The sequence below is a fragment of the Nonomuraea sp. NPDC050328 genome (genome assembly GCF_044459405.1).
Lineage (GTDB): Bacteria > Actinomycetota > Actinomycetes > Streptosporangiales > Streptosporangiaceae > Nonomuraea.
On sequence record NZ_JBITIW010000010.1, the window covers coordinates 131,560 to 155,802 of the forward strand.

At 72.4% G+C, this 24,243-nt stretch carries 28 protein-coding genes; 10 read left to right on the forward strand and 18 right to left on the reverse strand.

The annotated features are described in order from the left end of the window. Positions 1-98: 98 nt before the first annotated feature. The 3 genes from ACIBG7_RS32560 to ACIBG7_RS32570 all read left to right on the forward strand — a co-directional run bounded on the left by ACIBG7_RS32560 (position 99) and on the right by ACIBG7_RS32570 (position 2,795). Positions 99-1,214: a sensor histidine kinase gene (locus tag ACIBG7_RS32560; RefSeq protein ID WP_357922537.1), complete on the forward strand. Its 1,116-nt coding sequence runs from the start codon at positions 99-101 to the stop codon at positions 1,212-1,214. Positions 1,215-1,527: 313 nt separating this feature from the next. After that, on the forward strand, positions 1,528-2,322 hold the full coding sequence (locus ACIBG7_RS32565; RefSeq protein ID WP_397338659.1) for a hypothetical protein: 795 nt from the start codon (positions 1,528-1,530) through the stop codon (positions 2,320-2,322). Between the two features lie 107 nt (positions 2,323-2,429). After that, complete coding sequence (locus ACIBG7_RS32570) at positions 2,430-2,795, forward strand: hypothetical protein (protein ID WP_397338660.1); 366 nt, start codon at positions 2,430-2,432, stop codon at positions 2,793-2,795. Between the two features lie 144 nt (positions 2,796-2,939). Here ACIBG7_RS32570 and ACIBG7_RS32575 read toward each other — a convergent pair whose 3' ends face one another. The 3 genes from ACIBG7_RS32575 to ACIBG7_RS32585 form a co-directional block, all read right to left on the reverse strand. Then, positions 2,940-3,356, reverse strand: a complete 417-nt coding sequence (locus ACIBG7_RS32575) for a hypothetical protein (protein ID WP_397338661.1) — start codon at positions 3,354-3,356, stop codon at positions 2,940-2,942. Between the two features lie 308 nt (positions 3,357-3,664). Beyond that, a complete protein-coding gene (locus tag ACIBG7_RS32580; RefSeq protein ID WP_397338662.1) occupies positions 3,665-4,990 on the reverse strand; it encodes an MFS transporter in 1,326 nt (441 codons plus the stop codon). A gap of 189 nt (positions 4,991-5,179) precedes the next feature. After that, positions 5,180-5,602, reverse strand: coding sequence for an HIT family protein (locus tag ACIBG7_RS32585; RefSeq protein WP_397338663.1), 423 nt, complete (start codon positions 5,600-5,602; stop codon positions 5,180-5,182). 105 nt (positions 5,603-5,707) lie between these two features. Between ACIBG7_RS32585 and ACIBG7_RS32590 the strand changes: the two genes are divergently transcribed. Beyond that, positions 5,708-6,802 carry an NAD(P)/FAD-dependent oxidoreductase gene (locus ACIBG7_RS32590; RefSeq protein WP_397338664.1) on the forward strand — a complete coding sequence of 365 codons (1,095 nt, stop codon included), beginning with the start codon at positions 5,708-5,710 and terminating at the stop codon, positions 6,800-6,802. Positions 6,803-6,832: 30 nt separating this feature from the next. On the opposite strand, the gene ACIBG7_RS32595 is transcribed toward ACIBG7_RS32590, so the two are convergent. From ACIBG7_RS32595 to ACIBG7_RS32625, 7 genes are all read right to left on the reverse strand, one after another. Further along, positions 6,833-7,621, reverse strand: a complete 789-nt coding sequence (locus ACIBG7_RS32595; RefSeq protein ID WP_397338665.1) for a class I SAM-dependent methyltransferase — start codon at positions 7,619-7,621, stop codon at positions 6,833-6,835. A 39-nt stretch (positions 7,622-7,660) separates the two neighbouring features. Then, positions 7,661-8,050, reverse strand: coding sequence for a VOC family protein (locus tag ACIBG7_RS32600; protein ID WP_357922563.1), 390 nt, complete (start codon positions 8,048-8,050; stop codon positions 7,661-7,663). A gap of 29 nt (positions 8,051-8,079) precedes the next feature. Beyond that, on the reverse strand, positions 8,080-8,910 hold the full coding sequence (locus ACIBG7_RS32605; RefSeq protein WP_397338666.1) for a phosphotransferase: 831 nt from the start codon (positions 8,908-8,910) through the stop codon (positions 8,080-8,082). A 25-nt stretch (positions 8,911-8,935) separates the two neighbouring features. Further along, on the reverse strand, positions 8,936-9,673 hold the full coding sequence (locus ACIBG7_RS32610) for a cytochrome d ubiquinol oxidase subunit II (RefSeq protein ID WP_357922568.1): 738 nt from the start codon (positions 9,671-9,673) through the stop codon (positions 8,936-8,938). A 9-nt stretch (positions 9,674-9,682) separates the two neighbouring features. Then, positions 9,683-10,936: a cytochrome ubiquinol oxidase subunit I gene (locus tag ACIBG7_RS32615; RefSeq protein ID WP_357922570.1), complete on the reverse strand. Its 1,254-nt coding sequence runs from the start codon at positions 10,934-10,936 to the stop codon at positions 9,683-9,685. A gap of 96 nt (positions 10,937-11,032) precedes the next feature. Beyond that, positions 11,033-11,701 (reverse strand): response regulator transcription factor, encoded by a 669-nt coding sequence (locus tag ACIBG7_RS32620; protein ID WP_357922573.1) that lies wholly within the window; start codon positions 11,699-11,701, stop codon positions 11,033-11,035. Positions 11,702-11,706: 5 nt separating this feature from the next. Beyond that, entirely contained in the window at positions 11,707-12,810 is a 1,104-nt protein-coding gene (locus tag ACIBG7_RS32625; protein ID WP_357922576.1) for a histidine kinase, read from the reverse strand. A gap of 32 nt (positions 12,811-12,842) precedes the next feature. Here ACIBG7_RS32625 and ACIBG7_RS32630 point away from each other — a divergent pair, with 32 nt between their 5' ends. After that, positions 12,843-13,052 (forward strand): hypothetical protein, encoded by a 210-nt coding sequence (locus ACIBG7_RS32630; protein ID WP_357922579.1) that lies wholly within the window; start codon positions 12,843-12,845, stop codon positions 13,050-13,052. Here the strand turns inward: ACIBG7_RS32630 and ACIBG7_RS32635 are convergent. From ACIBG7_RS32635 to trpD, 6 genes are all read right to left on the reverse strand, one after another. Beyond that, positions 13,029-14,054, reverse strand: coding sequence for a fatty acid desaturase family protein (locus tag ACIBG7_RS32635; RefSeq protein WP_397338667.1), 1,026 nt, complete (start codon positions 14,052-14,054; stop codon positions 13,029-13,031). The two genes, ACIBG7_RS32630 and ACIBG7_RS32635, sit on opposite strands and share 24 nt — an antisense overlap. A gap of 131 nt (positions 14,055-14,185) precedes the next feature. After that, positions 14,186-14,695, reverse strand: a complete 510-nt coding sequence (locus ACIBG7_RS32640) for an isochorismatase family protein (protein ID WP_397338668.1) — start codon at positions 14,693-14,695, stop codon at positions 14,186-14,188. 9 nt (positions 14,696-14,704) lie between these two features. Further along, complete coding sequence (locus ACIBG7_RS32645) at positions 14,705-15,301, reverse strand: maleylpyruvate isomerase family mycothiol-dependent enzyme (RefSeq protein ID WP_397338669.1); 597 nt, start codon at positions 15,299-15,301, stop codon at positions 14,705-14,707. After that, the gene (locus tag ACIBG7_RS32650; RefSeq protein WP_397338670.1) at positions 15,298-16,419 is read right to left on the reverse strand and encodes an amidohydrolase family protein; all 1,122 of its coding nucleotides are present in this window, start codon (positions 16,417-16,419) and stop codon (positions 15,298-15,300) included. Before ACIBG7_RS32650 ends, ACIBG7_RS32645 begins: the two co-directional genes overlap by 4 nt. Before the next feature lie 45 nt (positions 16,420-16,464). Beyond that, positions 16,465-16,680 carry a hypothetical protein gene (locus ACIBG7_RS32655; RefSeq protein ID WP_357922591.1) on the reverse strand — a complete coding sequence of 72 codons (216 nt, stop codon included), beginning with the start codon at positions 16,678-16,680 and terminating at the stop codon, positions 16,465-16,467. 60 nt (positions 16,681-16,740) lie between these two features. Further along, on the reverse strand, positions 16,741-17,769 hold the full coding sequence (gene trpD / locus ACIBG7_RS32660) for an anthranilate phosphoribosyltransferase (protein ID WP_397338671.1): 1,029 nt from the start codon (positions 17,767-17,769) through the stop codon (positions 16,741-16,743). Positions 17,770-17,990: 221 nt separating this feature from the next. Here trpD and ACIBG7_RS32665 point away from each other — a divergent pair, with 221 nt between their 5' ends. Together ACIBG7_RS32665 and ACIBG7_RS32670 are read left to right on the forward strand one after the other, a co-directional pair. After that, a complete protein-coding gene (locus ACIBG7_RS32665) occupies positions 17,991-19,073 on the forward strand; it encodes an LLM class flavin-dependent oxidoreductase (RefSeq protein WP_357923319.1) in 1,083 nt (360 codons plus the stop codon). Further along, positions 19,070-19,687 carry an FMN reductase gene (locus tag ACIBG7_RS32670; RefSeq protein ID WP_357922597.1) on the forward strand — a complete coding sequence of 206 codons (618 nt, stop codon included), beginning with the start codon at positions 19,070-19,072 and terminating at the stop codon, positions 19,685-19,687. The genes ACIBG7_RS32665 and ACIBG7_RS32670 overlap by 4 nt, the downstream gene beginning before the upstream one ends. 20 nt (positions 19,688-19,707) lie before the next feature. Here the strand turns inward: ACIBG7_RS32670 and ACIBG7_RS32675 are convergent, their stop codons facing one another. Continuing rightward, positions 19,708-20,469, reverse strand: a complete 762-nt coding sequence (locus ACIBG7_RS32675) for a (2Fe-2S)-binding protein (protein WP_397338672.1) — start codon at positions 20,467-20,469, stop codon at positions 19,708-19,710. A 45-nt stretch (positions 20,470-20,514) separates the two neighbouring features. Next, on the reverse strand, positions 20,515-21,279 hold the full coding sequence (locus tag ACIBG7_RS32680) for a formylglycine-generating enzyme family protein (RefSeq protein ID WP_397338816.1): 765 nt from the start codon (positions 21,277-21,279) through the stop codon (positions 20,515-20,517). Positions 21,280-21,430: 151 nt separating this feature from the next. Here ACIBG7_RS32680 and ACIBG7_RS32685 point away from each other — a divergent pair, with 151 nt between their 5' ends. The 3 genes from ACIBG7_RS32685 to ACIBG7_RS32695 all read left to right on the forward strand — a co-directional run bounded on the left by ACIBG7_RS32685 (position 21,431) and on the right by ACIBG7_RS32695 (position 24,195). Beyond that, positions 21,431-22,237, forward strand: coding sequence for a hypothetical protein (locus tag ACIBG7_RS32685; protein ID WP_397338673.1), 807 nt, complete (start codon positions 21,431-21,433; stop codon positions 22,235-22,237). Between the two features lie 68 nt (positions 22,238-22,305). Continuing rightward, on the forward strand, positions 22,306-23,607 hold the full coding sequence (locus ACIBG7_RS32690; RefSeq protein ID WP_397338674.1) for an FAD-binding oxidoreductase: 1,302 nt from the start codon (positions 22,306-22,308) through the stop codon (positions 23,605-23,607). Positions 23,608-23,685: 78 nt separating this feature from the next. Further along, positions 23,686-24,195 carry an O-acetyl-ADP-ribose deacetylase gene (locus tag ACIBG7_RS32695; RefSeq protein ID WP_397338676.1) on the forward strand — a complete coding sequence of 170 codons (510 nt, stop codon included), beginning with the start codon at positions 23,686-23,688 and terminating at the stop codon, positions 24,193-24,195. The last annotated feature ends 48 nt before the right edge of the window (positions 24,196-24,243 follow it).

Here is a 24,243-nt window from a genome sequence, read left to right on the forward strand (position 1 = left end):
ATTCCGGGTGATTTCACGGCGCGAGAGCTGCTTTAACCTCACGGCATGACCCCCGCGAGACCCGCGTGTTGAGACAACGGGTGCTGAGACACCGCGTCTTGACTCACCCCGTCCTGAGACACCGCGTACCCCCCACGCCGCTCGACTGGACGATCGCCGTGGCCGTCCTGGTCTTCGCCCTGGCCGAAGAACTCGGCGACGGCGGAGGCCGCCCGTTATGGCTGGCCGCCGCGGTGACCGCCGGTGTCCTCGTGCTGGTACGGCGGCGCCTGCCCGCCACCGTGCTCGCGGTCTACAGCGCCCAGTTCCCCGTCACGCTCTACTTCGGTAACGGCGTGCCGGCGGCCTGGGGCTGGTACGTCGAGCTGCTCCTGCTGTTCACCCTCATGGCGGAGGCCGCCTTCCCCAGCAGGCGGCTCCTGCTCGGCCTGGGCTGCGGGGCCTTCGCGATGGTCAGCCTGTTCGTCTTCAGCCCCACACCCATCGCGGTGGGCGACGTCACCATCGCCTTCTTCATGGCCGCCATCGCCTGCGGGGCGGGCGTCGCCGTACGCCGCCACCAGGAGACCGCGCTCGCCGCCCACGAACGAGGCGAACTCCTCGCCCGCCAGGCCGTCGTCGAGGAACGCAACCGCATCGCCCGCGAACTCCACGACATCGTCGCGCACAGCGTCAGCGTCATGACCATGCAGGCGGGAGCGGTCCGGCTCATGCTCAAGAAGGAGCAGTCCACCGAGCGGGAAACGCTCACCCTCGTCGAGGGCGCCGGCCGGGAGGCGGTCGAAGAGCTTCGCCGTATGCTCGGCCTGCTCCGCACCCCCGGCGACGACGAGCGCACCCCGCAGCCCGGCCTCGAACGCCTGGAGGAACTCGTCGAGCAGATGTGCATCGCCGGCCTCGACGTCCACCTCATCGTCCACGGCCACCCCGTGCCCCTCTCCCCGGGACTGGGGCTGTCGGTCTACCGCATCGTCCAGGAGTCGTTGACCAACACCCTCAAACACGCCGGCCCCACCAAGGCCACCGTCACCCTCTCCTACCGGCCGCGCGAACTCCGGGTGGACATCGAGGACGAAGGCCTCACCGGCAAACCCGGCCCGCCTGGACACGGCCTTATCGGCATGCGGGAACGTGTCGCCCTCTTCCACGGCCGCCTCACCGCCGGCCCCGCTCCCCAGGGTGGGTACAGCGTCCGGGTCGACCTGCCCCTCTGACTACAGGGTCCTTCGTTTTGAGCGCGCATCTACTCGGACCTTCGCTCTGGGCGCGCTTCGCGCGTTTCGGCTTGGGCTCCTCTCATGGGGGAGCCGAGCTCCCCCAAACTTCCTAGCCGGGGGCCTCCCGGCCCCCGGACCCCCGTGTCTTGGGCGGTCTCTGGATGGGGGCGTCGGAGTGGCCGGACTGGATGGTCGAGACGAGGGCTGTTGGGCTGTGGGAGGGTTTGGCCGAAGTGAGATTCACCCTGCGATAGCCGTCGGGAGGTGGCAGGTGGCGGGTCACCGGCTGTCGAGGTGTGCAGCGGCCGTCATGGCGGCCGTCGCAGCACTGGCCGCCTCTGGATGTGGAACACCAGCCCGTACCGCGGCACCTAAGTCCGCCACACCGGAAGCGTCCTCGTCGCACTCACTGGAACTGGAGATCACGCGACGGGAGGAGAAGGACGACACCCCCAACCCCGGATCGGGCCCGGGTGACCCTCGGCTGGCGAAGGCCCTGCTCGCTCGCTTCCAGGATGCGCAGGAGCGCCCGGGCCTGCCGGGAGCCGTCGTTGCGCTGCCGGTGACCGACCTGGAGTCGCTCTTCATACCGTTGCGCCAGCACAGCACCGCTTTCTTGGAACGGGAGGAGTGCCACAAATGGACCATCGGGCTGTGGTTCGAGGTCCTGCAGCGGTACAACACCCCCGGCGTGCAGATGGCCGTCACGACCCTCAGCGAACGCGACTCCGTGGCAGGGCTGCAAGAAAGGCCCGAGGCGGCAGTCTTCAGTGAGGCGATCATCACCGGTCCCCGCGCGATGTTGGACCGTCTCGGCGATCCGACCTTGCCTGCGGCATGTCGCCACCTGTCCGACGCCGCGGTCGGAACGGGGAGCATCCAGCCGCTGGCCGTTCCACCCCTGGGCGAGCGCTCCTGGGCCTATCGGGTCACCGGCAGCGGGGAGGTCCCGATCTGGCACTGGGTGGCGGTGATCCAGACCTCCCGCTACGTGCTGGAGATCCGGATCCCGAACCAGCAACCGAGCCCGCGTGTCGATCCCGCCGTGCTCCTGCCGCACATCGCCCAGGAGGCTTACACCAAGGCGGAGGCGGCATACCGCTAGCTGCCGCACCGCGCCATCGGTGTCTGGGCACACCGATAGCGCATCAAAAGGGCGGCATCCTACGGTGCTCGCGTCCTGGACGTTCCTACCTGAGGAGTGCTTCATCCATGCGAGTTCCGTTCATCGGCGTATCCGCCCTGGCCTTGGCGGCGGCGCTCCTGACGCCCGGTGCGGCGAGCGCCGCCGTCAACCCGGATGACCCCACGACGCTGGGATCGGGTGGCTGCTACTCGGTGTCGGTCACCCGGCAGGACCGCGTCGCCGTGGCCTACATCAACCTCAACGGCTGTAAGCCCAAGCACGCCATCCGGGCCGTCATGATGTGCATCCACGTGAGCATCCCGCAGAAGTACTACGGCCCCTGGAAGCGCAACGCGGGAGAGTTCAGCGCCACGAACTGCCCCACCGGGTCCAAGGTCGCGCGCTATGGCTACCAGTACGGGAGTGGAAACGGCCCCATCCACTGGAACTAGTGCTCCCACCGGTGCGGGCGAACGTACCGCGCGCGACTGGCCTTGCCTGAAAGCGGATGGTCGAACGAACCAGCGGCAGTGCGAGAGAGTGAACGGACGAGGATTGACGCCGTCACCGAGCGGGTCCTGCCCTCGTGGCCAGGTCTACACGGGGTCGGACGCTTCGACGACGGTGACCTGCCAGGGCAACACGTCGAGCACGGGAGCCCACCGCTCGCGGTCCAGCGTGAGGATGGGGAAGTCCAGGTAGCGGCTCACCGCGACGACGTGGGCCGCGGACAGGTCAGGGGCGTCGCCCAAGTGCTCGGCGATGGCGGCGATGCGGAGGGTGTGGTCCAGGTTGGCCACCACGTCCAGCAGGACGTTGGGCAGGTTCTCCACCAAGCCGTTGAGCGTGTCCTGCTGGCGGGGGCTGAGGCCTGCCTGGGCGTGCGCGAGCGTGACGGCGGGGACGCTCATGCGTTCGGCGGCGAAGTCCAAGGCGGCGACCAGGTTGGCCGTCATGTCGTCCCCGCGCGCCAGCTCACGCAGGAACAGGTCGTCCAGGACGTAACCGCTCACGTGCCGTCCTCGTCGAGGCGGTTCTGCCGGAGCAGGCTCAGGCTGTCGAAGATGCGCTTGGCCCGGGCCACCGCCTCGGGGTTGCCCGCCGCCTCGGCCAGGCGGCGTTCGGCGGCTTCGCGTCGCCGGTGGACGGTGGCCTGGTGAGCGTCGTAGAGGAACTCGAGCGCTTCGGCGGCGGTGACGGTGCGTCCGCGCTCGCGGGTGAGATCGGCGACGACCTGGTTGAGCTGGTCGCGGACGCGCTCGGGGGCTTGAAGTTCCGGGCAGGCGCGAGGTGCCTGCCCGGAAGTGCCGGGAGCCGCCGTCTAGCGCGTGCGTGGCACCAGGCGCAGCACGATCGCTGCTGCCGTCAGGCACACCACCCCCGCGACCGCCATGCCGGCCGAAGGGCCGGTGGCGGCCATGACGCCGGTGGCTGCTGCCAGGGTGAGGGTTTCCAGGCTGATCCGGGCGGTGTTGAACAGTGCCGCGCCGGCTCCGCCTCGGTCGGAGGGGACGTGCTTGAGGGCCTGGCCGTCTGGCACGCCTTCGGTGAGGCCGAGGACGGCACCGGCGACTGCGGCGGCGATCAGGAGGGCGGCGAGGTGGGTGGTGAACAGGAGCAGGGCGGACGCGGCTGCGCCGGCGAGGAGGGCGCCGGTGACCAGCCGCCGGGCCCAGCGCCGGGCCAGGCGGGAGGCGATGAGCGGCAGCAGGGTGGACGGCACGGTGAGCAGGCTGAGGATGAGGGCGGCCTCGCCTGGACCCACCCGCTCGGCGGCGCCCAGTTGGGGGAGTACGGCCAGGCCGACTACGAGGAGGCCCATGAAGGCGCCGGTGGCCACCGCGTAGGCCCGGTAGGCCGGGATGCGGAGGAGGTCGAGCGGGATGGCCGGGTGTTCGGCTCGGCGCTCGACGCGGACGAGGAGCAGTGCGGTGGTGAGGGCGAGGAACAGGAGGAGGCCCGGCACCCACCAGGGGATTCCGGAGCCCAGGCCCAGGCCGAGGGCGGTGACGACGGCCGAGATGGTGACACCGAAGAGCACAGCGCCGGCCAGGTCGTAATCGCCACGAGCATGGGGGGTCCGGAGGCCGGGGAGGCCGAGGGTGGTCAGGGCGGCCAAAGCGGCGACTGCGCCCGGGACGACGAAGACGAGGGGCCAGCCGCCCAGGGCCATCAGGCCTTGGGCGACGAGGGGGCCCATGGCCAGGCCGCCGCCCATGACCGCGCCGATGTAGCCGTAGACGCGGCGGCGGTCCTCGGGCGGGTAGACGGCCAGGACCATCGACGAGGCGCCTGCGGCGCACATCGCCGCTCCGAAGCCGGCGACCGTACGGAGGGCCACCAGGGAGAGCAGGTCGGGGGCGAAGGCGGAGGCCACGCCGGTGGCTGCGACCACGAGGTTGCCCAGGGCGAAGAAGCGGGTGCGGGCGGTGCGGTCGGCCATGGTGCCGGCGAGGAGCAGGGCTGCGGCGAAGATGCCGTTGTAGGCGAGCACGATCCACGGCCCCAGGGCGGTTGGACCGGGCAGGTGGCGGGTGACGTCGGGGACGACGGCGGTGGCGCCGGTGATGGCCAGCGGGAAGACGGCGTCAGAGACGAGGGCGGCCCACAGGACACGCCGGCGGTGACGTCGGGACAAGGTGAACACGGAGTGCGCTCCGGAAAGAGGAGTTCCGAGCGCCACGGGGGCGCTCCTGGCCAGAGGTCAGGAGCGACGGCGAGTGTCTGGTTTTCGCGCCGCCGCTCTCAGCGACGGCGCACCTTGTCCGTTTTCGGCACGCGGACACGGTAGCAGCTCTCGGGAGCCGCCTTCATCGGGGTTTTCGGGCGCGAGAGCTCATGAGGACCCGGAGGAGGTCTCGAAGGCGCTGGCGAGGAGGGGGATCGGGTCGGCGGGGAGGTCGTGTCCCGATCGGGCGGTGGGCCAGGTGGAGAAGCCGTCGTCGGGCCAGCGCGGGATCACGTGGAAGTGCAGGTGGAAGACCGACTGCTCCGAGCCTGGGCCGCTGGCGTGGAGGAGGTTGACGCCGCTGGCGCCCAGGCGGGTGCGCATGGCGTGGGCGACCTGCTGGGTGAGGGCCATGGTGGCGGCCAGCGCGGGCGCGGGGATGTCGAAGAGGTCGGCGTGGTGGGCGACCGGGATGACGAGGGTGTGCCCCGGCGCGATGGAGTCCAGGGGGGCGAACGCGCAGGCCTCGGGGGTGCGGGCGACCCAGCGGGCGGTGTCGCGGTGGAGCAGGTCGCAGAAGACGCAGGTCATGAATCAACGATCCCAGACTTGAAGTTCGTGGCACGAACCAATATGGTTCGTAACGCGAACGAATTGGTTCGTGAGGCGAACTTACGCACAAATGGAGAAGTGATCATGAGTCGCAAAGTTGTCGTTGTGGGTGGCGGGTACGGTGGGGCCGCGGTGGCCAAGGCGCTGGATGCGGAGGCCGAGGTGGTCCTGATCGACCCCCGGGACGCCTTCGTCAACTCGGCCGGTTCGCTGCGCGCCCTCGCCCAGCCGGACTGGGCGGGTGCGATGTTCTTCCCCTACGACCAGTGGCTGAAGCGCGGCACGGTGGTACGGGACCGGGTGGTCGCGGCGGACCCCGAGGGGGTCACGCTGGCGGCCGGGCAGCGGGTCGAGGCCGACTACCTGGTCCTGGCCACCGGTTCCAGCTACAGCTACCCGGCCAAGCCCGCCTCCGACTCCACCGAAGCGGCCCTCGAGGACCTGCGCGAGACGCATAAGGAGCTGGCCGGGGCGGAGCGGGTGCTGATCCTGGGCGCGGGGCCGGTCGGCATCGAGCTGGCGGGCGAGATCAAGGAGGTCTGGCCGCACAAGCACGTGACGCTTGTGGACCCGGCGCCCAGCCTGCTGGCCGCCTTCCCGGAGGAGATGCGCCAGGACCTGCGCCGCCAGCTCGACGAACAGGGCATCGAGCTGCGGCTGGGCCACGGCCTGGCGACGCCGCCGCCGATCCCGGCCGGCCGGGCGGGCGGGTTCACGGTCTCGACCACCGCGGGGGAGGAGATCGCGGCGGACATCTGGTTCCAGGCGTACGGCGTGCGGACCAACAGCGACTACCTCGCCGACGGCAGGCTGACCACGCGCACGCCGCTGGGGCAGGTGCCGGTGACCGAGACGCTCAACGTCGCCGGCCACGACCACGTCTACGCGGTCGGCGACCTGACCGATGTCCCGGAGGCCAAGATGGCCGGGTACGCGATGCAGCACGCCGAGGTGGTGGCCGCGAACATCCTGGCCCAGCTCCGCGGCGAGCGCCCGGCGGCGACCTATCGGCCGCTGCCGTACCCGATGATCCTGCTCCCGCTGGGGCCGCGCGGCGGGGTCGGCCAGTTGCCCGGCCCGGACGGGCCTTCCGTGGTCCCGGCCGAGACGGTCTCCGCCTACAAGGGCGCCGACCTGTTCACCGGCCGCTTCACCCAGGAGTACGGCGGAGCCGCCTGACCCGCCCGAGGAGTGCCCCGAAAACGAGCCCTACGGCTGGCGCAACCCCGCGGTGAGCAAGTGCCCGCTCACTCCCAGCAGGGACGGCGCCGACTCCATAGCCCGCTGCGCGTCAAGGGCCTGAGCCCGCCGCTCCGGATCGTCGAGCCACTCGTTGACCGGCGCGTACAGCCAGAGCGTCCCCTCCAGCCCGTACTGCGTGACCCCGCCCAGCCCCGCCTCGGCGAACTCCACAGGCACCTCCTCCGGCGAGTGGAAGTACGCCACGAACCCGCCGGGCGAGCGCATGGCCCCGGTGTCCGCGGCCGAGCGAGCGGCCACCCGCTCGACCTCGGTGAAGTAGGAGCCGGTCCGGAGCGTGTCGTGCACCCCGGCGAACCGGTTGATCGTCGCCGCCACGACCACCCCGCCCGGCCGTACCACCCGATGGGCCTCGGCCAGCGCCCGCACCCGGTCGGCACGGTCGGCGAGGTGGTACAGCGGCCCCAGGAGCAGGGCCGCGTCGACGCTCCCGTCGGGCACGGGCAGGTCTCGCGCGTCACCCAGCCGCGCGGTCACGCCGGGCAGCTCGGCGGCCCGCTCCACGTGCAGGGGCACCGGGTCGAGCAGCTCCACCTCGTACCCGTCGGCGGCCAGCCATTCGGCGTGCACGCCGGTGCCGCCGCCGACGTCGAGCACCCGGGCCGGCGCGGGCGGCAGCACCCGGCGCAACACGTCCTGCGTGCGCCAGAACTCCAACCGGCCGTGGCCCTCGCGCAGCCGGGTGTGCTCACGGTCCTGGGCGTAGTAGGCGAGCAAGGTCTCGCGAGTCACCGTCATGCTCGATCATGACCCCGCGCGCGGGCGCCGGGCAACGCGTTATCCGAGCTCCTCGAACAGGGTGAGCTGCAGCCCGGCCGGTCCTTCCAGCCGGGAGTTGAGCGAGTTCCAGGGGGTGCGGACCGGCTCGGCGACGACCTCGGCCCCGGCCTGCGCCAGCCGTACGGTGGCCTCGCGGGAGTCGGACACCTCGAAGGCCACCCGGATGTGCCCCGCCACGCGGCGTCCGACCTCGACCTCGTCGATGAACTCGGCGTGCCCGGGGTCGGTGATCTCCAGGGTGGCGCGGCCGGCCTCCAGGATGGTGACCCGCCCGTCGGGGGAGGAGTAGGCGGCTCGTTCCGGCAGTCCGAGGACGTCGCGGTAGAAGTGCAGGGCGGTCTCGTAGTCCTCGGCCGTCACGACCAGGCGGAGTTCTTTCACGCTCATGAACAGCGACAAGCCGGGCCGAGCCCGCGCTATTCCTCCGGGTTCTCCAGCCAGGCGACGATGTGCCGGACGAAGCTGTCGGCGTGCGCGATGGGGCCGCGGTCGAGGGCGGCGACCAGGTGGGTGATCCCGAAGGTGGCGTCCCAGACGCGGGCCCGCCGGTAGGTGCCGGGGTCGACGGCGTCGCGGACGTTGGCCCAGCCGTGGATCCAGCCGAGGAAGGCGGCGTCCACCGCCGGGTCGAAGAGCTTGGCGCGGTCCCAGTCGAGTACGCCGATCAGCTTGCCGTCCGGGCCCCAGTGCACGTTGTGGCCGCCGAGGTCGCCGTGGACGAGTGCGTCGGGGACCTCCTCCAGGGCCAGGGCCGCAGCGAGTCGCCGTTCACCGTCCTCGCGCCACTCGGCGGGCAGGCGCGGGATGACCTCGCCGGCGAAGATGTCCATCCAGCGTCGCCCGGCCGGGTAGCCGCGTGGCGCGGGGACGACGGCCCGCAGTTCGGGGGTGACGGGCAGGTCGCGCAGGGCGGCGAGCAGGTCGGCGAACCGCGCCGGGTCGCCGACCCCGTCCGGGAGGGCGGTGCCGTCGAGCCAGGAGAGCGCGACCGCCGCGCGCTCGCCGAAGCGGGTGACCGGGGTGAGCGGCTGGGGCACCTCGAACGGGAGCCCGGCGGCGGCGATCACCCGCAGCAGTTCGGTGCGGGCGGGCAGGGCCTCGGCCTCGGTGGGCCGCCGGCTCACTCTGACGGCGGCGACGCCGGGCAGCAGCACCACGTCGTGCAGCCCGCCGGTGAACAGCCGGGCCCGGTCGAGCCCGACCCCCGGCAGCAGGGCCTCGGCGATCTCCAGCAGGTCGGGCGTCATCCGCCCAACCTAACGTCCCGGCTGCTCAGAGGTACGAAGGCCCGGTCACCCGGTGCCGGAAGGTCCACCACACCCACGCCTGCGAAGCCACCAGGAACGGGATGATCCCGGCGATCACCGGAGCCAGGAAGGCCGGCCCGGTGGCCTCCAGCCGCACCGCACCACCGGCGATCACCACCAGGGCCGCCAGCGCCGCCGAGGTCAGCGCGTAGGCCCGCCACCCGGCCGAGCGCCCGGCCAGGACCGAGGCCCGCTCGCGCAGTTCCCCCCGCAGCCGCAACGAGGCGAAGGCCAGCCCGTGCACGGCCAGCAGCAACGCCACCAGCAACCCCGGCAGCAGGGCGACCGGCCCGCCCAGCCCGACCAGCGCGTCGCCGAGCAGGAGCCCGAGGCTGATCGCCAGCCCCCAGCTCCCGGCGACGATCGCCCCGTCCCAGACCAGCCGCCAGGTCGCGCCGCTCAGCCGGCCGCGCAGCCACAGCCCCATGTCGCGGACGACCCAGGCGGCCAGCAGCCCGACGACTACCGCGTAGTTGCCGCTCAGCAGCTCGCCCTCGCCGGTCGGGAAGAGCCCGGTCAGCACGCCGGCGGTCGCCACCAGCCACACCTCGTTGCCGAGGAAGAACGGCGCGATAGCCGCGATCACCTCCCGCCGCTCGCCGGAGGTGCGCCCGAGGTACGGCAGGAGCATCCCGACCCCGATGTCCGCCCCGCCGAGCACGAGGTAGCCGATGGCGAAGAAGGCGAGGATCAAGGCTTCCATGAGGGCTCCTCAGTAGGTCAGGGCGGGTTCGGCGGCGGCCGGCAGGCGCTCGGCGCCGAGCATGACCGCGCCGGGCTCGCGCCGGGCGGTGCGCGCCAGCAGCCAGTAGTTGATGACGATGAGCACGCCGAACACGGCCGAGAAGGTGATGAGCGAGGTCAGCATCTGCCCGCGGGTGACGTCGGAGACGGCGTCGGCGGTTTTGAGCAGCCCGTAGACGGCCCACGGCTGCCGGCCGAGCTCGCGGAAGAGCCAGCCGCCGATGGTGGCGACGAACGGCAGCGGGATGCAGGCGATCAGCAGCCAGTGCCAGCCGCGCCAGCGGGCGACGGCGCCCTTGAAGAGCATGAGCACCGTGCTGAGCATCGAGACCAGCGCGAGCACCGCGTAGACCACCAGCATGACCAGCGCCGAGGTCGAGACCACCTCGACCGGCGGCAGGTAGTCGCCCGGTCCGTGGAGCGCGACCGCCTCGGCCTGCGCCTCGGCCAGCCGTTCGGAGCTGCCCACCCACGCGGCCACCTTGGTGGGCTGCAGGCTCTCGAAGGAGATGCCGCCGAAGGAGGCGGTCAGGGTGAGCGCGGCGAGGGAGAACCCGACGCCGAGCCGCAGCGACTTGCGGAAGAACTCCTGCTCGTGGGTGCGCCTGCGCAGGTGGTAGGCGCTGACCCCGGCCATGAAGAACGAGCCGACGACCAGCCCGGCGCCCAGCACGTGCCCGAAGGCGTTGATCGCCGCCGGGTTGGCCAGCAGCGCCCCGAAGTCGGTGAGTTCGAGCACCCCGCCGCGCAGCTCGTAGCCGACCGGCTGCTGCAGGAAGCCGTTCGCGATCATGATCCAGAAGGCCGAGGCGTAGGCGGTCAGCGTGACGATCCAGATCAGCGCCAGGTGCGCCCAGCGGTTCAGCCGGTTCCAGCCGAAGATCCACAACCCGAGGAAGGTCGACTCGACGAAGAAGGCGACCAGCGTCTCCAGCGCCAGCGAGGCCCCGAAGACGTTGCCCGCGAAGTGCGTCAGCCCGCTCCACGACAGCCCGAACTGGAACTCCATCACCAGGCCGGTCACGATGCCCATGGCGTAGTTGATGACGTAGAGCTGTCCCCAGAAGCGCACCATCCGGGTGTGCACCGGGCTGCCCGACAGGGTGGCGCGCGTCTGCACGATCGCCACCAGCGTCGCCAGCCCCAGGGTCAGCGCCACGAAGAGGAAATGGGCCCCCGCGGTGAGGGCGAACTGCAGCCGGGCGAGCTCTACCGTGTCCATGCCCCGATGGTGCTGGTACGGCTCCCGCCGCCGCGTCATGCCGGCGCGGGCACCGGCCCTACTCCGCGGGAGTTACGCCGCGGCCTGCCGTACCACTCAGGGGGTAAGCCAGCCGGGCGTGATCATGCCCGCCTCGTAGGCGAGCACCACGAGCTGGGCCCGGTCGCGGGCGGCCAGTTTGGTCATGATCCGGCTGACGTGCGTCTTCGCCGTGGCGGGGGACAGGATCAGCCGGGCGGCGATCTCGTCGTTGGACAGGCCGTGCCCGACCAGCACGAGCACCTCGCGCTCGCGTTCGGTCAGCCCGTTGAGCTCGGGACCGGGCTCGGGACGCTTGACCCGGCCGGCGAACTCGGCGATCAGCCGCCGGGTGACCGACGGGGCGATGAGCGCGTCGCCCCGGGCCACGACCCGGACGCCGTGGATCAGCTCGGCGGGCTCGGTGTCCTTGACCAGGAAGCCGCTGGCCCCGGCGCGCAGCGCGCCGTAGATGTAGTCGTCGAGGTCGAAGGTGGTCAGGATGATCACCTTGACCTCCGCCAGGCGGGGGTCGGTGACGATGCGCCGGGTCGCCTCCAGGCCGTCGAGCTCGGGCATGCGGATGTCCATGAGCACGACGTCGGGGCGCAGCTCGCGGGTCAGCTCGACGGCCTTGGTGCCGTCGCCGGCCTCGGCGATGACCTCGATGTCCTCCTCGTCGCTGAGGATGGAGCGGAAGCCGGCACGCACCAGCGTCTGGTCGTCGGCGAGCAGAACTCGGATCATTTCCCTCATTCTTCCTTCAGCGGCAGCGTCGCCACCACCCGGTACCCGCCCTCGGGCCTCGGCCCGGCCTGGAGGCTCCCGCCGAGCGCGGCGGCGCGCTCGCGCATGCCCTGCAGGCCGAACCCGGAGCCGTCGGCGTAGTTCGCGCCCGGCCCGGCGTCCTCCACGCTCAGCACCAGGGCGGCCGGCTCGCGGGTGACGGCGAGCGAGGCGGTGTCGCCGCCGGAGTGCCGGGAGACGTTGGTCAGGGCCTCCCGCAGGATGCGGGTCGCGGTGAGGTCCACCTCGGCGGGCAGGTCGGCCAGCGAGCCGGTGACCGTCGTGGTCACCCGCAGGCCGCTGTCGCGGGCCAGTTCGTCGAGGCGGGCCAGGCTGGCCGCCGGCAGCGTGGGCAGGTGTTCGTCCACCTGGCGCAACATGCCGAGCGTGCTGCGGAGCTGGCGGAGCGTCTCCTTGCTGGTCTCCTTGATCGTCTGCAGCGCGGTCTCGGCGTCCTCGGGGCGCTTCTTCAGCCCGTGCAGCGCCGAGCCGGCCTGGACGTTGATCATCGAGATGTTGTGCCCGATGACGTCGTGCAGCTCGCGGGCGATGCGCAGCCGCTCCTCGGTCTCACGCCGCCGGGCCTCCTCCTCCTTGGCGTGCTCGGCCTGGAGCAGGCGTTGCTCGACCTCGTGCCGGTAGGCGCGGCGGTTGCGCACGTAGGCCCCGGCGGCGATGGTGACCACCACGCCCTCGGCGATGGCCAGGAAGCTGGTGTTGTCGATGTGCCGCGGGCCGCCCATCTCGCCCAGGCCCATCGCCAGCAGCGCGGTCGCCCCGGTGGTGATCGCGGCCAGCAGGTAGCCCTGCTCGGCGGCGGTGTAGAGGGCGACGATCGGCAGGATGATCAGGGGGCCGTCCATGCTGGCGTACGGGTAGTACGCCAGCGTCGCGGCGGTGACGACGACCAGCGCGGCCACCGGGAAGCGCCCACGCCAGAACATCGCGCCGCACGCCACGAGGGGCAGCACGAAGTCGAGGAGCTCGGGGGTGCGTTCGGGTCTGAGTACGAAGGTCAGGGCCGTGCCGAGCACGACCGCCGCCACGACCACGATCGTCGTGATCCGCATACACGTCACCCTAACCTGGGTAGGGGACAGGCATGTCAATCAAGGATCAACTGCGCGAGATCGACTCCGACCTCGCCAGTCTCAAGGCCACCCGCGACGAGCTGCGCGAACAGGTGGGCGACCCGGACGCCGGGGACTACATGGACCGCTCGTTGCTCCTGCAGCAGCTCGACGAGCAGGAGCGGCGCATCGGGGAGATGCAGGCCAGGCGGGAGGAGCTAGCCAAGCGCCTTGACGCGTAGCGGAGCGCCCACCTCGTGCAGGTGCCGCAGCGCCTGGCCGTAGGACGCCAGCAGGCCCGTCTCGCAGTAGTCGACGCCGAGCTCGGCGCAGTAGGCCCGGACGATCGGCTGCGCGCGGCGCAGGTGCGGGGTGGGCATGTTGGGGAACAGGTGGTGCTCGATCTGGTAGTTGAGGCCGCCGAGCGCGATGTCGACGAACACCCCGCCGCGCACGTTGCGCGAGGTCAGCACCTGCTTGCGCAGGTAGTCGAGGGTGGTCTCGCCGGTGATCGTGGGCATGCCCTTGTGGTTGGGCGCGAAGGTGCAGCCCAGGTAGAGGCCGAACAGGCCCTGGTGCACGATGATGAAGACGATCGCCTTGACCGGGGAGAGCACGGAGAAGATCAGCCCGAAGTACCACACGAAGTGGGCGGTCAGCAGTGCCGCCTCCAGCCAGCGCTGGCGGGCGTTGGGCCGCAGCAGCGCCTTGAAGCTGGCGATGTGCAGGTGCCAGGCCTCCAGGGTCAGGATCGGGAAGAACAGGATCGCCTGGTATTTGGCGACGAAGCGCGGCAGGCCGCGGCTCTCGGCCAGTTGGTCGCGCGACCACACGATGACCGAGGGCGAGACGTCCGGGTCGTGCTCCTCGTGGTTGGGATTGGCGTGGTGGCGGGTGTGCTTGTCGGTCCACCAGTCCCAGCCCAGGCCGACGCCCAGGTTGCCGAGCAGCCGCCCGACCAGCGAGCTGGGCCGGCGCCGCCGGAAGACCTGAAGGTGCCCGAGGTCGTGGGAGACGAAGCCGAACTGCGCGAAGACGATCGCGAAGTAGACGGCGACGGCGATCTGCCACCAGGTGTCGCCCGCCCAGACGAACAGCGCCACCCCGGCCGCGAAGGCCAGCAGCCAGGCGCCGATCCGCACCGCGTAGTACGCCGGGCGCCGGTCAAGGAGCCCTTCCTCGTTGATCCGCCTCGCCAGGCGGGCGAAGTCACTTCCCCGCGCCTCGACCGCGCTTCTCGCCATCGAACCTCCCCAAATCGTGCTTGCGTTCTCGACGTAAGCACGTGGGTGATCGACGCCACGGGCCCCACCGACACTGTACGGCACGACTCGCCGTTCCTTACTGGGGCGAATTCGGCGGAAAGGCAACTGAGTCAGTCGCGGAAGATCACCTCGCCGGGCTGCACGATCTTCGCTCCGGCCCCGGCCAGCTCCTGCTCGACCCCGGCCGAGATCTCGGTCGCCGGCCGCCCGTCGTCGTAGGTGCCGTGGGCCCCGCTGACGAGCTGGACCTCGTGGCCGCGCCGGAGCGCCTCCAGCCCGGTCTCGCGCACGCACCACTCGCTCTGGAAGCCGGCCACCACCAGTTGGTCGCCCGCCGCCAGCAGGTCGCCGAGCTTCGTGCCGGTGAAGGCGTCGGGCACGAGCTTGTCGACCACCGGCTCGCCGGTCAGCGGCGGGTGCACCAGCTCCCACCCGTCGGTGCCGGGCCGGTCGGGGTCGAGCTCGCCGCCGTTGTTGCGCACGTGCACGACCCGGGCGCCGGCCGCGCGGGCGCGTTCCAGCAGGTCCTCGATGGCCGCCCCGACCTCGGTCGCGCCCGGCGCGGGCGTCGGCGGGAGCAGCATGTTGCGCTGGACGTCGATGAGCAGAAGTGTCGTCATGCGAACACGCTATCGAATCAGCGACTCCGGTGTCAGCCGTCCGGTCAGAAGCAGCAGCAGGGTCGCGGTCGGCGCCTCGATCAGCCGGCCCTCGCCTTCGGTCCAGGTCGTGTCGGTGGCGACCAGCCGGTAGCCGGCCAGGTCCTTGCGCGGGTGGAACAGCCGCTTGCGCGCCCACAACCGCTCGCAGCCGGCCCGCGCCGCCTCCGCCGGCGTCTCCCGCGTCTGCCCCAGCGGCCGGGTGACGTCCTGCCAGTGCACCAGCACGTCGGTCAGCGCCTCGTACACCGTGGTCGTCGGGGCCAGCCGCCGCGACTCCGCCGCCCGCCGCATATCCGCCACCAGCCGCTCGTACGGCAGGCGAGCCTTCTCCCGCGCGGCGTCGCGGATGATCACGTTGAGGTCGCCGCGGGCCCGGATCGCCGGCCCGAACAGCTCCCACCACCGCACCTCGGTCGCCAGCGGGACGTGCGCGATGACGTCGCGCACCCGCCACTCAGTGCACAGCGAGCGGCTCTCCCACTGCTCGGGCGAGAGGCCCTCGGCCCAGTCCGCCAGCTCGTGGCGCTGCCGGCGGATCTCCTTCCTGATCTCTTCCTCGGTCACGTCGCCCTCCCGGCACGGTAGACGGCCACCGGCCGCAGCAGCGCGGACGGATCGGTCAGGGGGTCGCCGTCGACGGCGACCAGGTCGGCGTCGTACCCGGGCCGGATCCGGCCCTTGCGGTCGCCGACGCGGCACACCCGGGCGGCCACCGAGGTGACCGCGCGCAGCAGGTCGAGGGGGGCGTAGCCGATGCCGGCCAGCTGCTCCACCGCGTGCGGGAGCACCCCGTGCGGCTTGGGCGGCCCGACGCCGGCGTCGGTGCCGATCACGAAGGGCACCCCGCAGGAGTACAGCGCCTGCATGTTGGCGATCAGCTTCGGCAGGAGCGCGACGATGCGCGGCGGGGGCGGCCCGCCGACCGGGACCACGCCCGCGGTGACGGAGACCACCGTGCCCGCGCCGGCCAGCTTGCCGAGCAGGTCGAAGTCGGTCTCCACGGAGTCGGCGGTGAGGAAGGAGCAGTGCTCGACGGTGTCGAACCCGGCCTCCAGCGCGATGGCCACCCCCGGACGGCCGTGCGCGTGCCCGGCGATCGGCAGGCCCAGCGCGTGCGCCTCCTCGGCCGCCGCCCGAGCCTCGGCCAGGGTGAACTGCGCCAGGTGGGAGTGGGTGCCCTCGGTCATCTCGCCGCCGGTGAGCATCATCTTGACCACGTGCGTGCCGCGCCGGGCCCGCTCGCGCACGGCCTCGCGGATCTCCGCCTCGCCGGAGACCTCGCCGCCGAGCCACCAGCAGTGCCCCCGCACCGTGGTGATCGGCGGGCCCGCGGCCAGCACCTCGGGGCCGCCGGTGAGCCGCAGCGCCAGGAAGCCCCGGTCGCCCAGGTCCCGCACGGTGGTCACGCCCGCGGCCAGGTGCCGCGCGGCGGACTCGCGCATCAGCTCCAGCAACTCCTCGTCGCCGGCCGCGGTGAGCCGGGCGATCGGGTCGGGCCCGGCGTCGAAGGCCAGGTGCACGTGGCAGTCGACGAGGCCGGGCAGCAGCGTCGCCCCGCCCAGGTCGACCCGCGCGGAACCGCCCCGCGCCACCTCGGTGACGCGGCCGTCCACGACGGTGACGACCTGGTCCTCCAGGAAGTCGTGGCCGTCGAAGAGGCGGCCGGCACGTATCGTGAGCATGCGACCACGGTCGCACGCCCGGCCGGGCCGGCGCCTGAGTAAGGGTTACTCAAGTGTGGCGAGCCGGTCGAAGAGCTCGATGGCGGCGTGCCGTACCTCCTCGGGGTTGAGCCCGTCCAGGGTCTGCCGGGCGTGGGCGGCGTCGCGCGTGGTGGCGAGGGTGATGGCGACCGAGTGCGCCGCGGCCCGGTCGAGCGAGCCGGCGGGTGCCCGGTCGGCGAGCTCCTGAGCGCTGGTGGCGAGGTCGAGGTTGTCCTTCACGGTGGCTCCTTCCGGGGGGAGCCCATCACATCATCCCCGCCCGTCCCAGATCCAGCGGAGTCACGTGCGGGCCGCGTCGATCCAGTGGTCGAGGACGGCCGCGGCCCGGCCGGTGTCGACGGCCGTCGCCGCGCGGTCCATCGCCGCGGCCAGCCGTACGACGAGGTCCCGGGGCGTGGGCGCGCCCTCGGCGGCCACCAGCGCGGCGGCGGCGTTGAGGAGCACGATGTCGCGCACCGGACCCGGCTGCCCGTCCAGCAGCGCCCGGGTGACCGCGGCGTTGTGCGCCGGGTCGCCGCCGACGAGCCGGTCCGGCGTGGTGTACGGCAGGCCGAGGTCGGCGGGGTCGAAGCCGGTCTGCGTCACCGCCCCGTCGCGGACCAGCCAGACCGTGGACGGCCCGGTCGTGGTCAGCTCGTCGAGCCCGTCCTCGCCACGGAAGACCAGCGACGAGCAGCCACGGCGGGCGAACGCCTCGGCCAGCACCGGGGCGAACCGCGCGTGGGCGACGCCGACCGCCTGGGCCCGGGGCCGGGCCGGGTTGATCAGCGGGCCGAGGAAGTTGAAGACGGTCGGGATGCCCAGCTCGCGCCGCGCACGCGAGGCGAAGCGGAAGGCCGGGTGGTAGAACGGCGCGAACAGGAAGGTGATGCCGACCTCGGCGGCCACCCTCGCGGCCCGCTCGGCGGGCAGGTCGAGCGGCACGCCGAGCTCTTCGAGCAGGTCGGCGGCGCCGCAGGCGGAGGAGGCGGAACGGCCGCCGAGCTTGACCACCCGGGCGCCGGCCGCGGCGGCGACGAGGGCGGCCATGGTGGAGACGTTGACGGTGTTCGCCCGGTCGCCGCCGCTGCCCACCAGGTCCACCAGGTCGCCGGGGACGTCGATCGGGGTGGCTTCGCGCAGCAGCCGGTCGGCCAGCCCGGCGACCTCGTCGGCGGTCTCGCCCTTGGCGCGCAGGGCGACGGCGAACGCGGCGATCTGGGCGTCGGCGGCGGCGCCGGTCATGATCTCCGCCATCGCCCAGGAGCTCTCCGCGGCGGTCAGCGAGTGGCCGGAGAGCAGGCGGGTGTAGAGCGAGGGCCAGGTCATGTCATGCCTTTCGGAGGTCGAGCCTCGACGAAGGGCATGAGAAAGGCCGCCTCACCGAGGCGGCCGGGACATCACGGGGACCGCCTAGGGGGCGGGCCACCAGCGACGGTTCGTGATCACGTGTGCGACCCTATCCCATGCCGGGGAAATACGGCGAGGCCGCATGGTGTTGAGCTGGACGTTGAAACTTCAACTAGTTCCACGGGGAGTGGTTCGGCATGATGCAGTTCGGGATCTTCACCGTCGGTGACGTCACCACCGACCCGACGAACGGACGCACGCCGAGCGAGCACGAGCGGATCAACGCCATGGTCGCCATCGCGCTCAAGGCCGAGGAGGCCGGGCTCGACGTCTTCGCCACCGGCGAGCACCACAACCCGCCCTTCGTCCCCTCCTCACCCACGACCATGCTCGGCTACATCGCGGCCAAGACGGAGAAGCTGCTCCTGTCCACCGCGACCACGCTGATCACCACGAACGACCCGGTGAAGATCGCCGAGGACTTCGCGATGCTCCAGCACCTGGCCGGCGGCCGGGTGGACGTGATGATGGGCCGCGGCAACACCGGCCCGGTCTACCCCTGGTTCGGCAAGGACATCCGCGACGGCATCCCGCTGGCGATCGAGAACTACGCCCTGCTCCGCCGCCTGTGGACGGAGAAGGTGGTGGACTGGGAGGGCACCTTCCGCACCCCGCTGCAGGGCTACACCTCCACGCCCGCGCCGCTCGACGGCGTCGCGCCGTTCGTCTGGCACGGCTCCATCCGCAGCCCGGAGATCGCCGAGCAGGCCGCCTACTACGGTGACGGCTTCTTCGCCAACAACATCTTCTGGCCGAAGGAGCACTTCCAGAAGCTCATCCGGCTCTACCGGCGGCGCTTCGCCCACTACGGGCACGGCACCGAGGAACAGGCCATCGTCGGCCTGGGCGGCCAGGTGTTCATGCGCAAGAACTCCCAGGACGCCGTCCGCGAGTTCCGGCCCTACTTCGACAACGCCCCGGTCTACGGGCACGGCCCCTCCCTGGAGGAGTTCATGGCCGAGACCCCGCTGACCGTCGGCAGCCCGCAGCAGGTCATCGAGCGGACCCTGAAGTTCCGCGAGCACTTCGGCGACTACCAGCGCCAGCTCTTCCTGGTCGACCACGCCGGTCTGCCGCTGAAGTCGGTGCTGGAGCAGATCGACCTCCTCGGCGAGGAGGTCGTGCCGGTGCTGCGCAAGGAGTTCGCGATCGGCCGGCCCGCCTCCGTGCCGGACGCCCCCGTCCACCCCCGCCTCAAGCAGCTCGTGAAGGAGTCCCGATGAAGCTCGTCGTCGTCTCGGCCGGTCTGAGCGTCCCCTCGGCCACCCGGCTGCTGGCCGACCGGCTGGCCGAGGCCACCGCCGGCCGGCTGCCCGGCCTGGAGGTCCAGGTCGTGGAGCTGCGCGACCTCGCGGTGGAGATCGCCAACAACTTCGTGACCGGCTTCCCCGCCGCCAAGCTCCGCGCCGCGATCGACGCGGTGACCGAGGCCGACGCGCTGATCGCGGTCACCCCGATCTTCACCGCCTCCTACAGCGGGCTGTTCAAGTCGTTCTTCGACGTCATCGACGACACCGCCCTGGTCGGCAAGCCGGTGCTCATCGCGGCCACCGGCGGTACGGCCCGGCACTCGCTGGCGCTGGAGCACGCGTTGCGGCCGATGTTCGCCTACCTGCGTGCCGTGGTCGTGCCCACCGCGGTGTACGCGGCGTCGGAGGACTGGGGCAACAGCGACGGGCTCGCGAGCCGGATCGACCGGGCGGCCGGAGAGCTGGCGGCCCAGCTCGAAGGGCGGCCCGCGGCCAAGCCGGCCGAGGAGTTCGTCGCCTTCGAGCAGCTCCTGAACGGGCAGAACGGCAACCGCCGGCACCTGCGCGCGGACAACGTCACCGGATAACCGGATAACCGGATAGCCGGCTAGCCGGGCGTGAGGGCGCGGCGGTAGACCGCGATGCGGTCGGCCGGGCTGTCCAGGCAGCAGCTCGCGCACTTCCCGCCGTCCTCGGCGGTGTAGTAGAGGCAGCAGGTGTTGCGCAGGTAGAACAGCCCCGACCGGTCGCCCTCGGCCAGCCGTACCACCTGGCCCAGGCGGTCGAAGTCGGCCGGAGCCGCGGCCAGGAACCGTTTGTAGGCCGCCTCCAGCAGGTCGACGTCGGCGTCCGGCCGCCGGCTGGCCGCACAGAAGGCCATCGCGCAGCCGAAGGCGGCCCCGCCCCTGAGCTGGCGCATCCCCGCCTTGGTGGCGGCGCGCATCGAGCCGGCCAGGGGTTCGAGGTGCTCGCCGAGCACCTGGCGGACCACCAGGTCCAGCCCGCGCCCGAGACGGGCCTCCCGCACGGCGACGGCGTCGAAGCCGTGCTCCGCGCCGAGCCGGATCAGCACGTTGCCCGGCCCGAGGTCGGGGAACTCGTCGAACAACGCCCACGACAGCAGCGCCGAGGTGGTCACCGTGCTGGCGTAGACGGCCATCACGGTCAGCGCGGTGGCGTGCGCCGAGACCTGGCCGCTGGCCACCCGCTCGGCCTCCAGCACCGCCGCGAGCTCGGGCGAGGCGGGGTCGAGCAGCCGGTCGGCGGGGATCCAGCTCCCGTCCGGGTCCGGCTCGACCGTGAGCCGGAACCGCTCGCCGTACCCGGCCAGCTCGGCCAGCGTCTCGTCGAAGCCACGCATGGCCTTCATACCCCCTGGAGGTTCCGGTGCCGTCGGCGGAACCCTAGCACCGGCTCACCAGGCGCAGCGGAAACCCATGTGCCCGGTGGCCGAGTCGGGGGTGTTGGCGGTGCGGGCGGCCACCCGGTAGCGGTTGCAGTAGGAGTCGTGGCACAGGTACGAGCCGCCGCGGATGACCTTGTGCGTGGCGTCCCAGGCGTCCGCGGTCCACTCCCAGACGTTTCCCACCACGTTGTAGAGGCCGTAGCCGTTGGGCTGGAAGGACTTCACCGGCATCGTGCCCCGGCTCGGCGCGGTCGGGAAACGGCCCTGCCAGATGTTGCACCGCGCCCGGCCGCCCGGCGCGAGCTCGTCGCCCCACGGGTACCGCTTCCGCTCCAGGCCGCCGCGCGCGGCCCGCTCCCACTCCGCCTCGGTCGGCAGGCGCTTGCCCGCCCAGGAGGCGTAGGCCCCGGCGTCGTGCCACGACACGTGCACGACCGGGTGGTTCTGCCGGTCGGCGATGCTCGATCCCGGGCCCTCCGGCGACCGCCACGTGGCCCCCTCGACCCCCACCCACCAGGGCGCCTGCGGCACCGTCGCGTCCATCACCCCGCGCGAGGCGAACTGGCGGAAGACGAACGACCAGCCGATCCGCTCGGCCTCGGTGACGTAGCCGGTCGCCTTCACGAACGCGGCGAACTTCGCATTGCTCACGCAGACCGGGTCGATACGGAACGGCTCCAGCCGTACCTCCCGCACCGGGCCCTCGCCGTCGCCGGGCCGCGCGTACTCGTCCTCGTTGCCCATCAGGAAGGTCCCGCCGGGAATCGGCACCATCCCGCTCGGCGGCTCGCCGCCGCTCCGGTCCGGTCCACGGTACGGCGCAGCCGCGGCGGGCAGCGCCTCCGCGACACGAGCCGGAGAGCAACAGGCCTGCTGGTCGGTCATGCGGACTACCTTATGGTGGCCGGTACGGTATGAAATGACCATGCAGTTGCCGGACCTCACCCCCGCCTGGCACCGGCCGGAGGTGCTACGGGCCGGCCTGGTCGCGCTCTGCCTGGCGCTGGCGGTGCACCTGCTGCCCGGACTGCCCTCCGCTTCCGGCCACCCCGCCCTCCTGGCCGCCGCCTCCGCCCTCGACCGCCCGGCCACGGCTGGGCCGTACTTCCAGGTGCGGCTGACCGTCACGCAGACCTTCGACCTCGGCGGCTACCGGCTGCGCGAGACCTTCAGCACCGACCGCGTCTACGACCTGACGCTCGGCAAGATGGCCGAGCGGCTGCTGCCGCCACGCCTCGTGCCCGAGGACGAGGCGGCCTGGGCCCGCGCCGGCCGGCCGATCCCGGCGGCGGCGCTGAGCAGCGGCTCGATCGCGCCGGAGCCGGTGGTGCGGCGGTGGCGGCGGCACGACGGCTGGAAGATCGGGCCGATGACGCTCGACGGCGTCCAGGTGCGCGGCCTCGACCCCACCGAGGCGTCGCTGCGCCGCTGGATCGACGCCGGGCTCACCGACCTGCTGACCGCGCCGATCTCGCCCGCCCTGCGGGCCCGGATCTACCGCGACCTCGCCGGCCGGCCCGGCGTGCGCGTGGAACGGGTGAGCTTCGACGGCCGCCCCGCCGCGCGGGTCCGGCTCGGCCCGGCCGACTTCCACCTCGACCCGGCCACCGGCGCCTACCTGGGCACCCAGCAGGCCGGCGACCCCGCCCGCCCCGATCTGCCGATCGGCTACCGGCAGCGGGTGGACCACCTCGGCTTCACCGAGACCCCGCCTTTCGAGATTCCCACCTGAACGCGGTCACACTTTCGCGGCGGCGTCCGTCAGAGAGATGACGGGAAGATTCGATAGGGAGTCACCACATGATCGACAGTTTGTCCTCCGCCGTCCGTGGCCGCGTCCTGCTCGCCGGGCAGGACGGGTTCGACCAGGCGGCCCGCGCCTGGAACCTCGCCGTGGCCCAGCAGCCGGCCGCCGTCGTGGAAGCCGCCGACGCCCAGGACGTCGCCGCGCTGGTCCGCTTCGCCCGCGAGGCCGGGCTCGTCGTCGCCGCCCAGCCGAACGGCCACGGCGCCAACGGCAACGCCACCGGCGCCATCGTGCTGCGCACCGACCGCCTGGACGACCTGCGCGTCGACCCCGACACCCGCACCGCCCGCGCGGGCGCCGGCGTGAAGTGGGGCGCCGTCCTGACCGAGGCCGCCAAGCACGGACTCGTCGCCCTGGCCGGCAGCTCGCCGGTGGTCAGCGTGGCCGGCCTCACCCTCGGCGGCGGCGTGAGCTGGTTCGGCCGCAAGTACGGCTGGAGCGCCGACTCGGTGCTGGCCTTCGAGGTCGTCACCGCCGAGGGCGAGCTCGCCCGCGTCACCGCCGGCACCGACCCCGACCTGTTCTGGGCCCTGCGCGGCGGCGGTGGCGACTACGCGCTGGTCACCGCCATCGAGTTCCGCCTGCACCCGGCGCCCGTGCTGTACGGCGGGCGGATGGTCTGGCCCGGGACGCAGGCCGCGCCCCTGCTCGACCTCTTCCGCGAGGTCACCGCGACCGCGCCGGACGAGCTCGCCCTCTGGTACAGCGTGGTGCAGTTCCCCGGCCAGGACCCCATGGCCGTCCTCGACCTCACCTACCTCGGCGACGCCGCCGAAGCCGCCGAACTCCTGCGGCCCTTCGAGGCGCTCGGCGCCCCCGTGCACGACAGCCGCGGCCTGATCTCGGCCGCCGACCTGGGCGCCATCACCGCCGAACCCACCGACCCCTCGCCCGGCAAGGCCCGCGCGCTGCTGCTCGACTCCCTGGACGACGTGCCCGCCGTCCTGCTCGACCAGCCGCTCGCCCCGCTCGTCGGCTTCCAGGTGCGCCACCTCGGCGGCGCCTTCGCCCAGCCGTCCGACAGCCCGCACGGGCCGCTGACCGAGCCTTACCTGCTGTACCTGCTCGGCGTGGTCTTCTCGCCGGACATCGCCCCGGTGCTCGACGCCCGCCAGCGTGCCGTCGCCGACGCCCTCGCCACCCACGCCGGGCCGCGCAAGCCGTACACCTACCTGTCCGGCACCGACCGCGCCGCCGACGCCTTCAGCCCGGACTCGCTGGAGCGGCTGCGCCAGATCAAGCAGGCCCGCGACCCGCACGGCCTCATCCGCGCCAACTTCCCCGTCCTCGACTGACCTCATCAGGCATCCCCCGAGGCCGACACCGGAGAGCAAGGACATCTGAAACCGTGCCCGGGGGCTGACACTGGAGGCATGGACATCACCTTGGTGCTGGGAGACCTGACCGACCAGCACGCCGACGCCGTCGTCAACGCCGCCAACTCCACCCTCCTCGGTGGCGGCGGCGTCGACGGCGCCATCCACCGCCGCGGCGGCCCCGACATCCTCGCCGCCTGCCGCGACCTCCGCACCACCCGCTACCCTCGCGGCCTCCCGCCCGGCCAGTCGGTAGCCACGCCCGCCGGCCGCCTCCCGGCCCGCTGGGTCATCCACACCGTCGGCCCGGTCTACTCCCGTGAAGAGGACCGCTCCGCCGTCCTGGCCTCCTGCCACCGCACCGCCCTGCACGTCGCCGACGAGCTCGGCGCCACCAGCGTGGCCTTCCCCGCCATCTCCACCGGCGTCTACGGCTGGCCCCTGGACTCCGCCGCCCGCATCGCCGTGGACACCGTCCGCACCACCCCGACCCAGGTGACCGACCTCCGCTTCGTCCTGTTCTCCCGGGAGGCCCACGCCGCCTTCGCCCGAGCCCTGGACTCCTAGTTCCACTTGGCCTGTCGAGGCCCCGGAGATCGCTGTAGCCTTCCGACC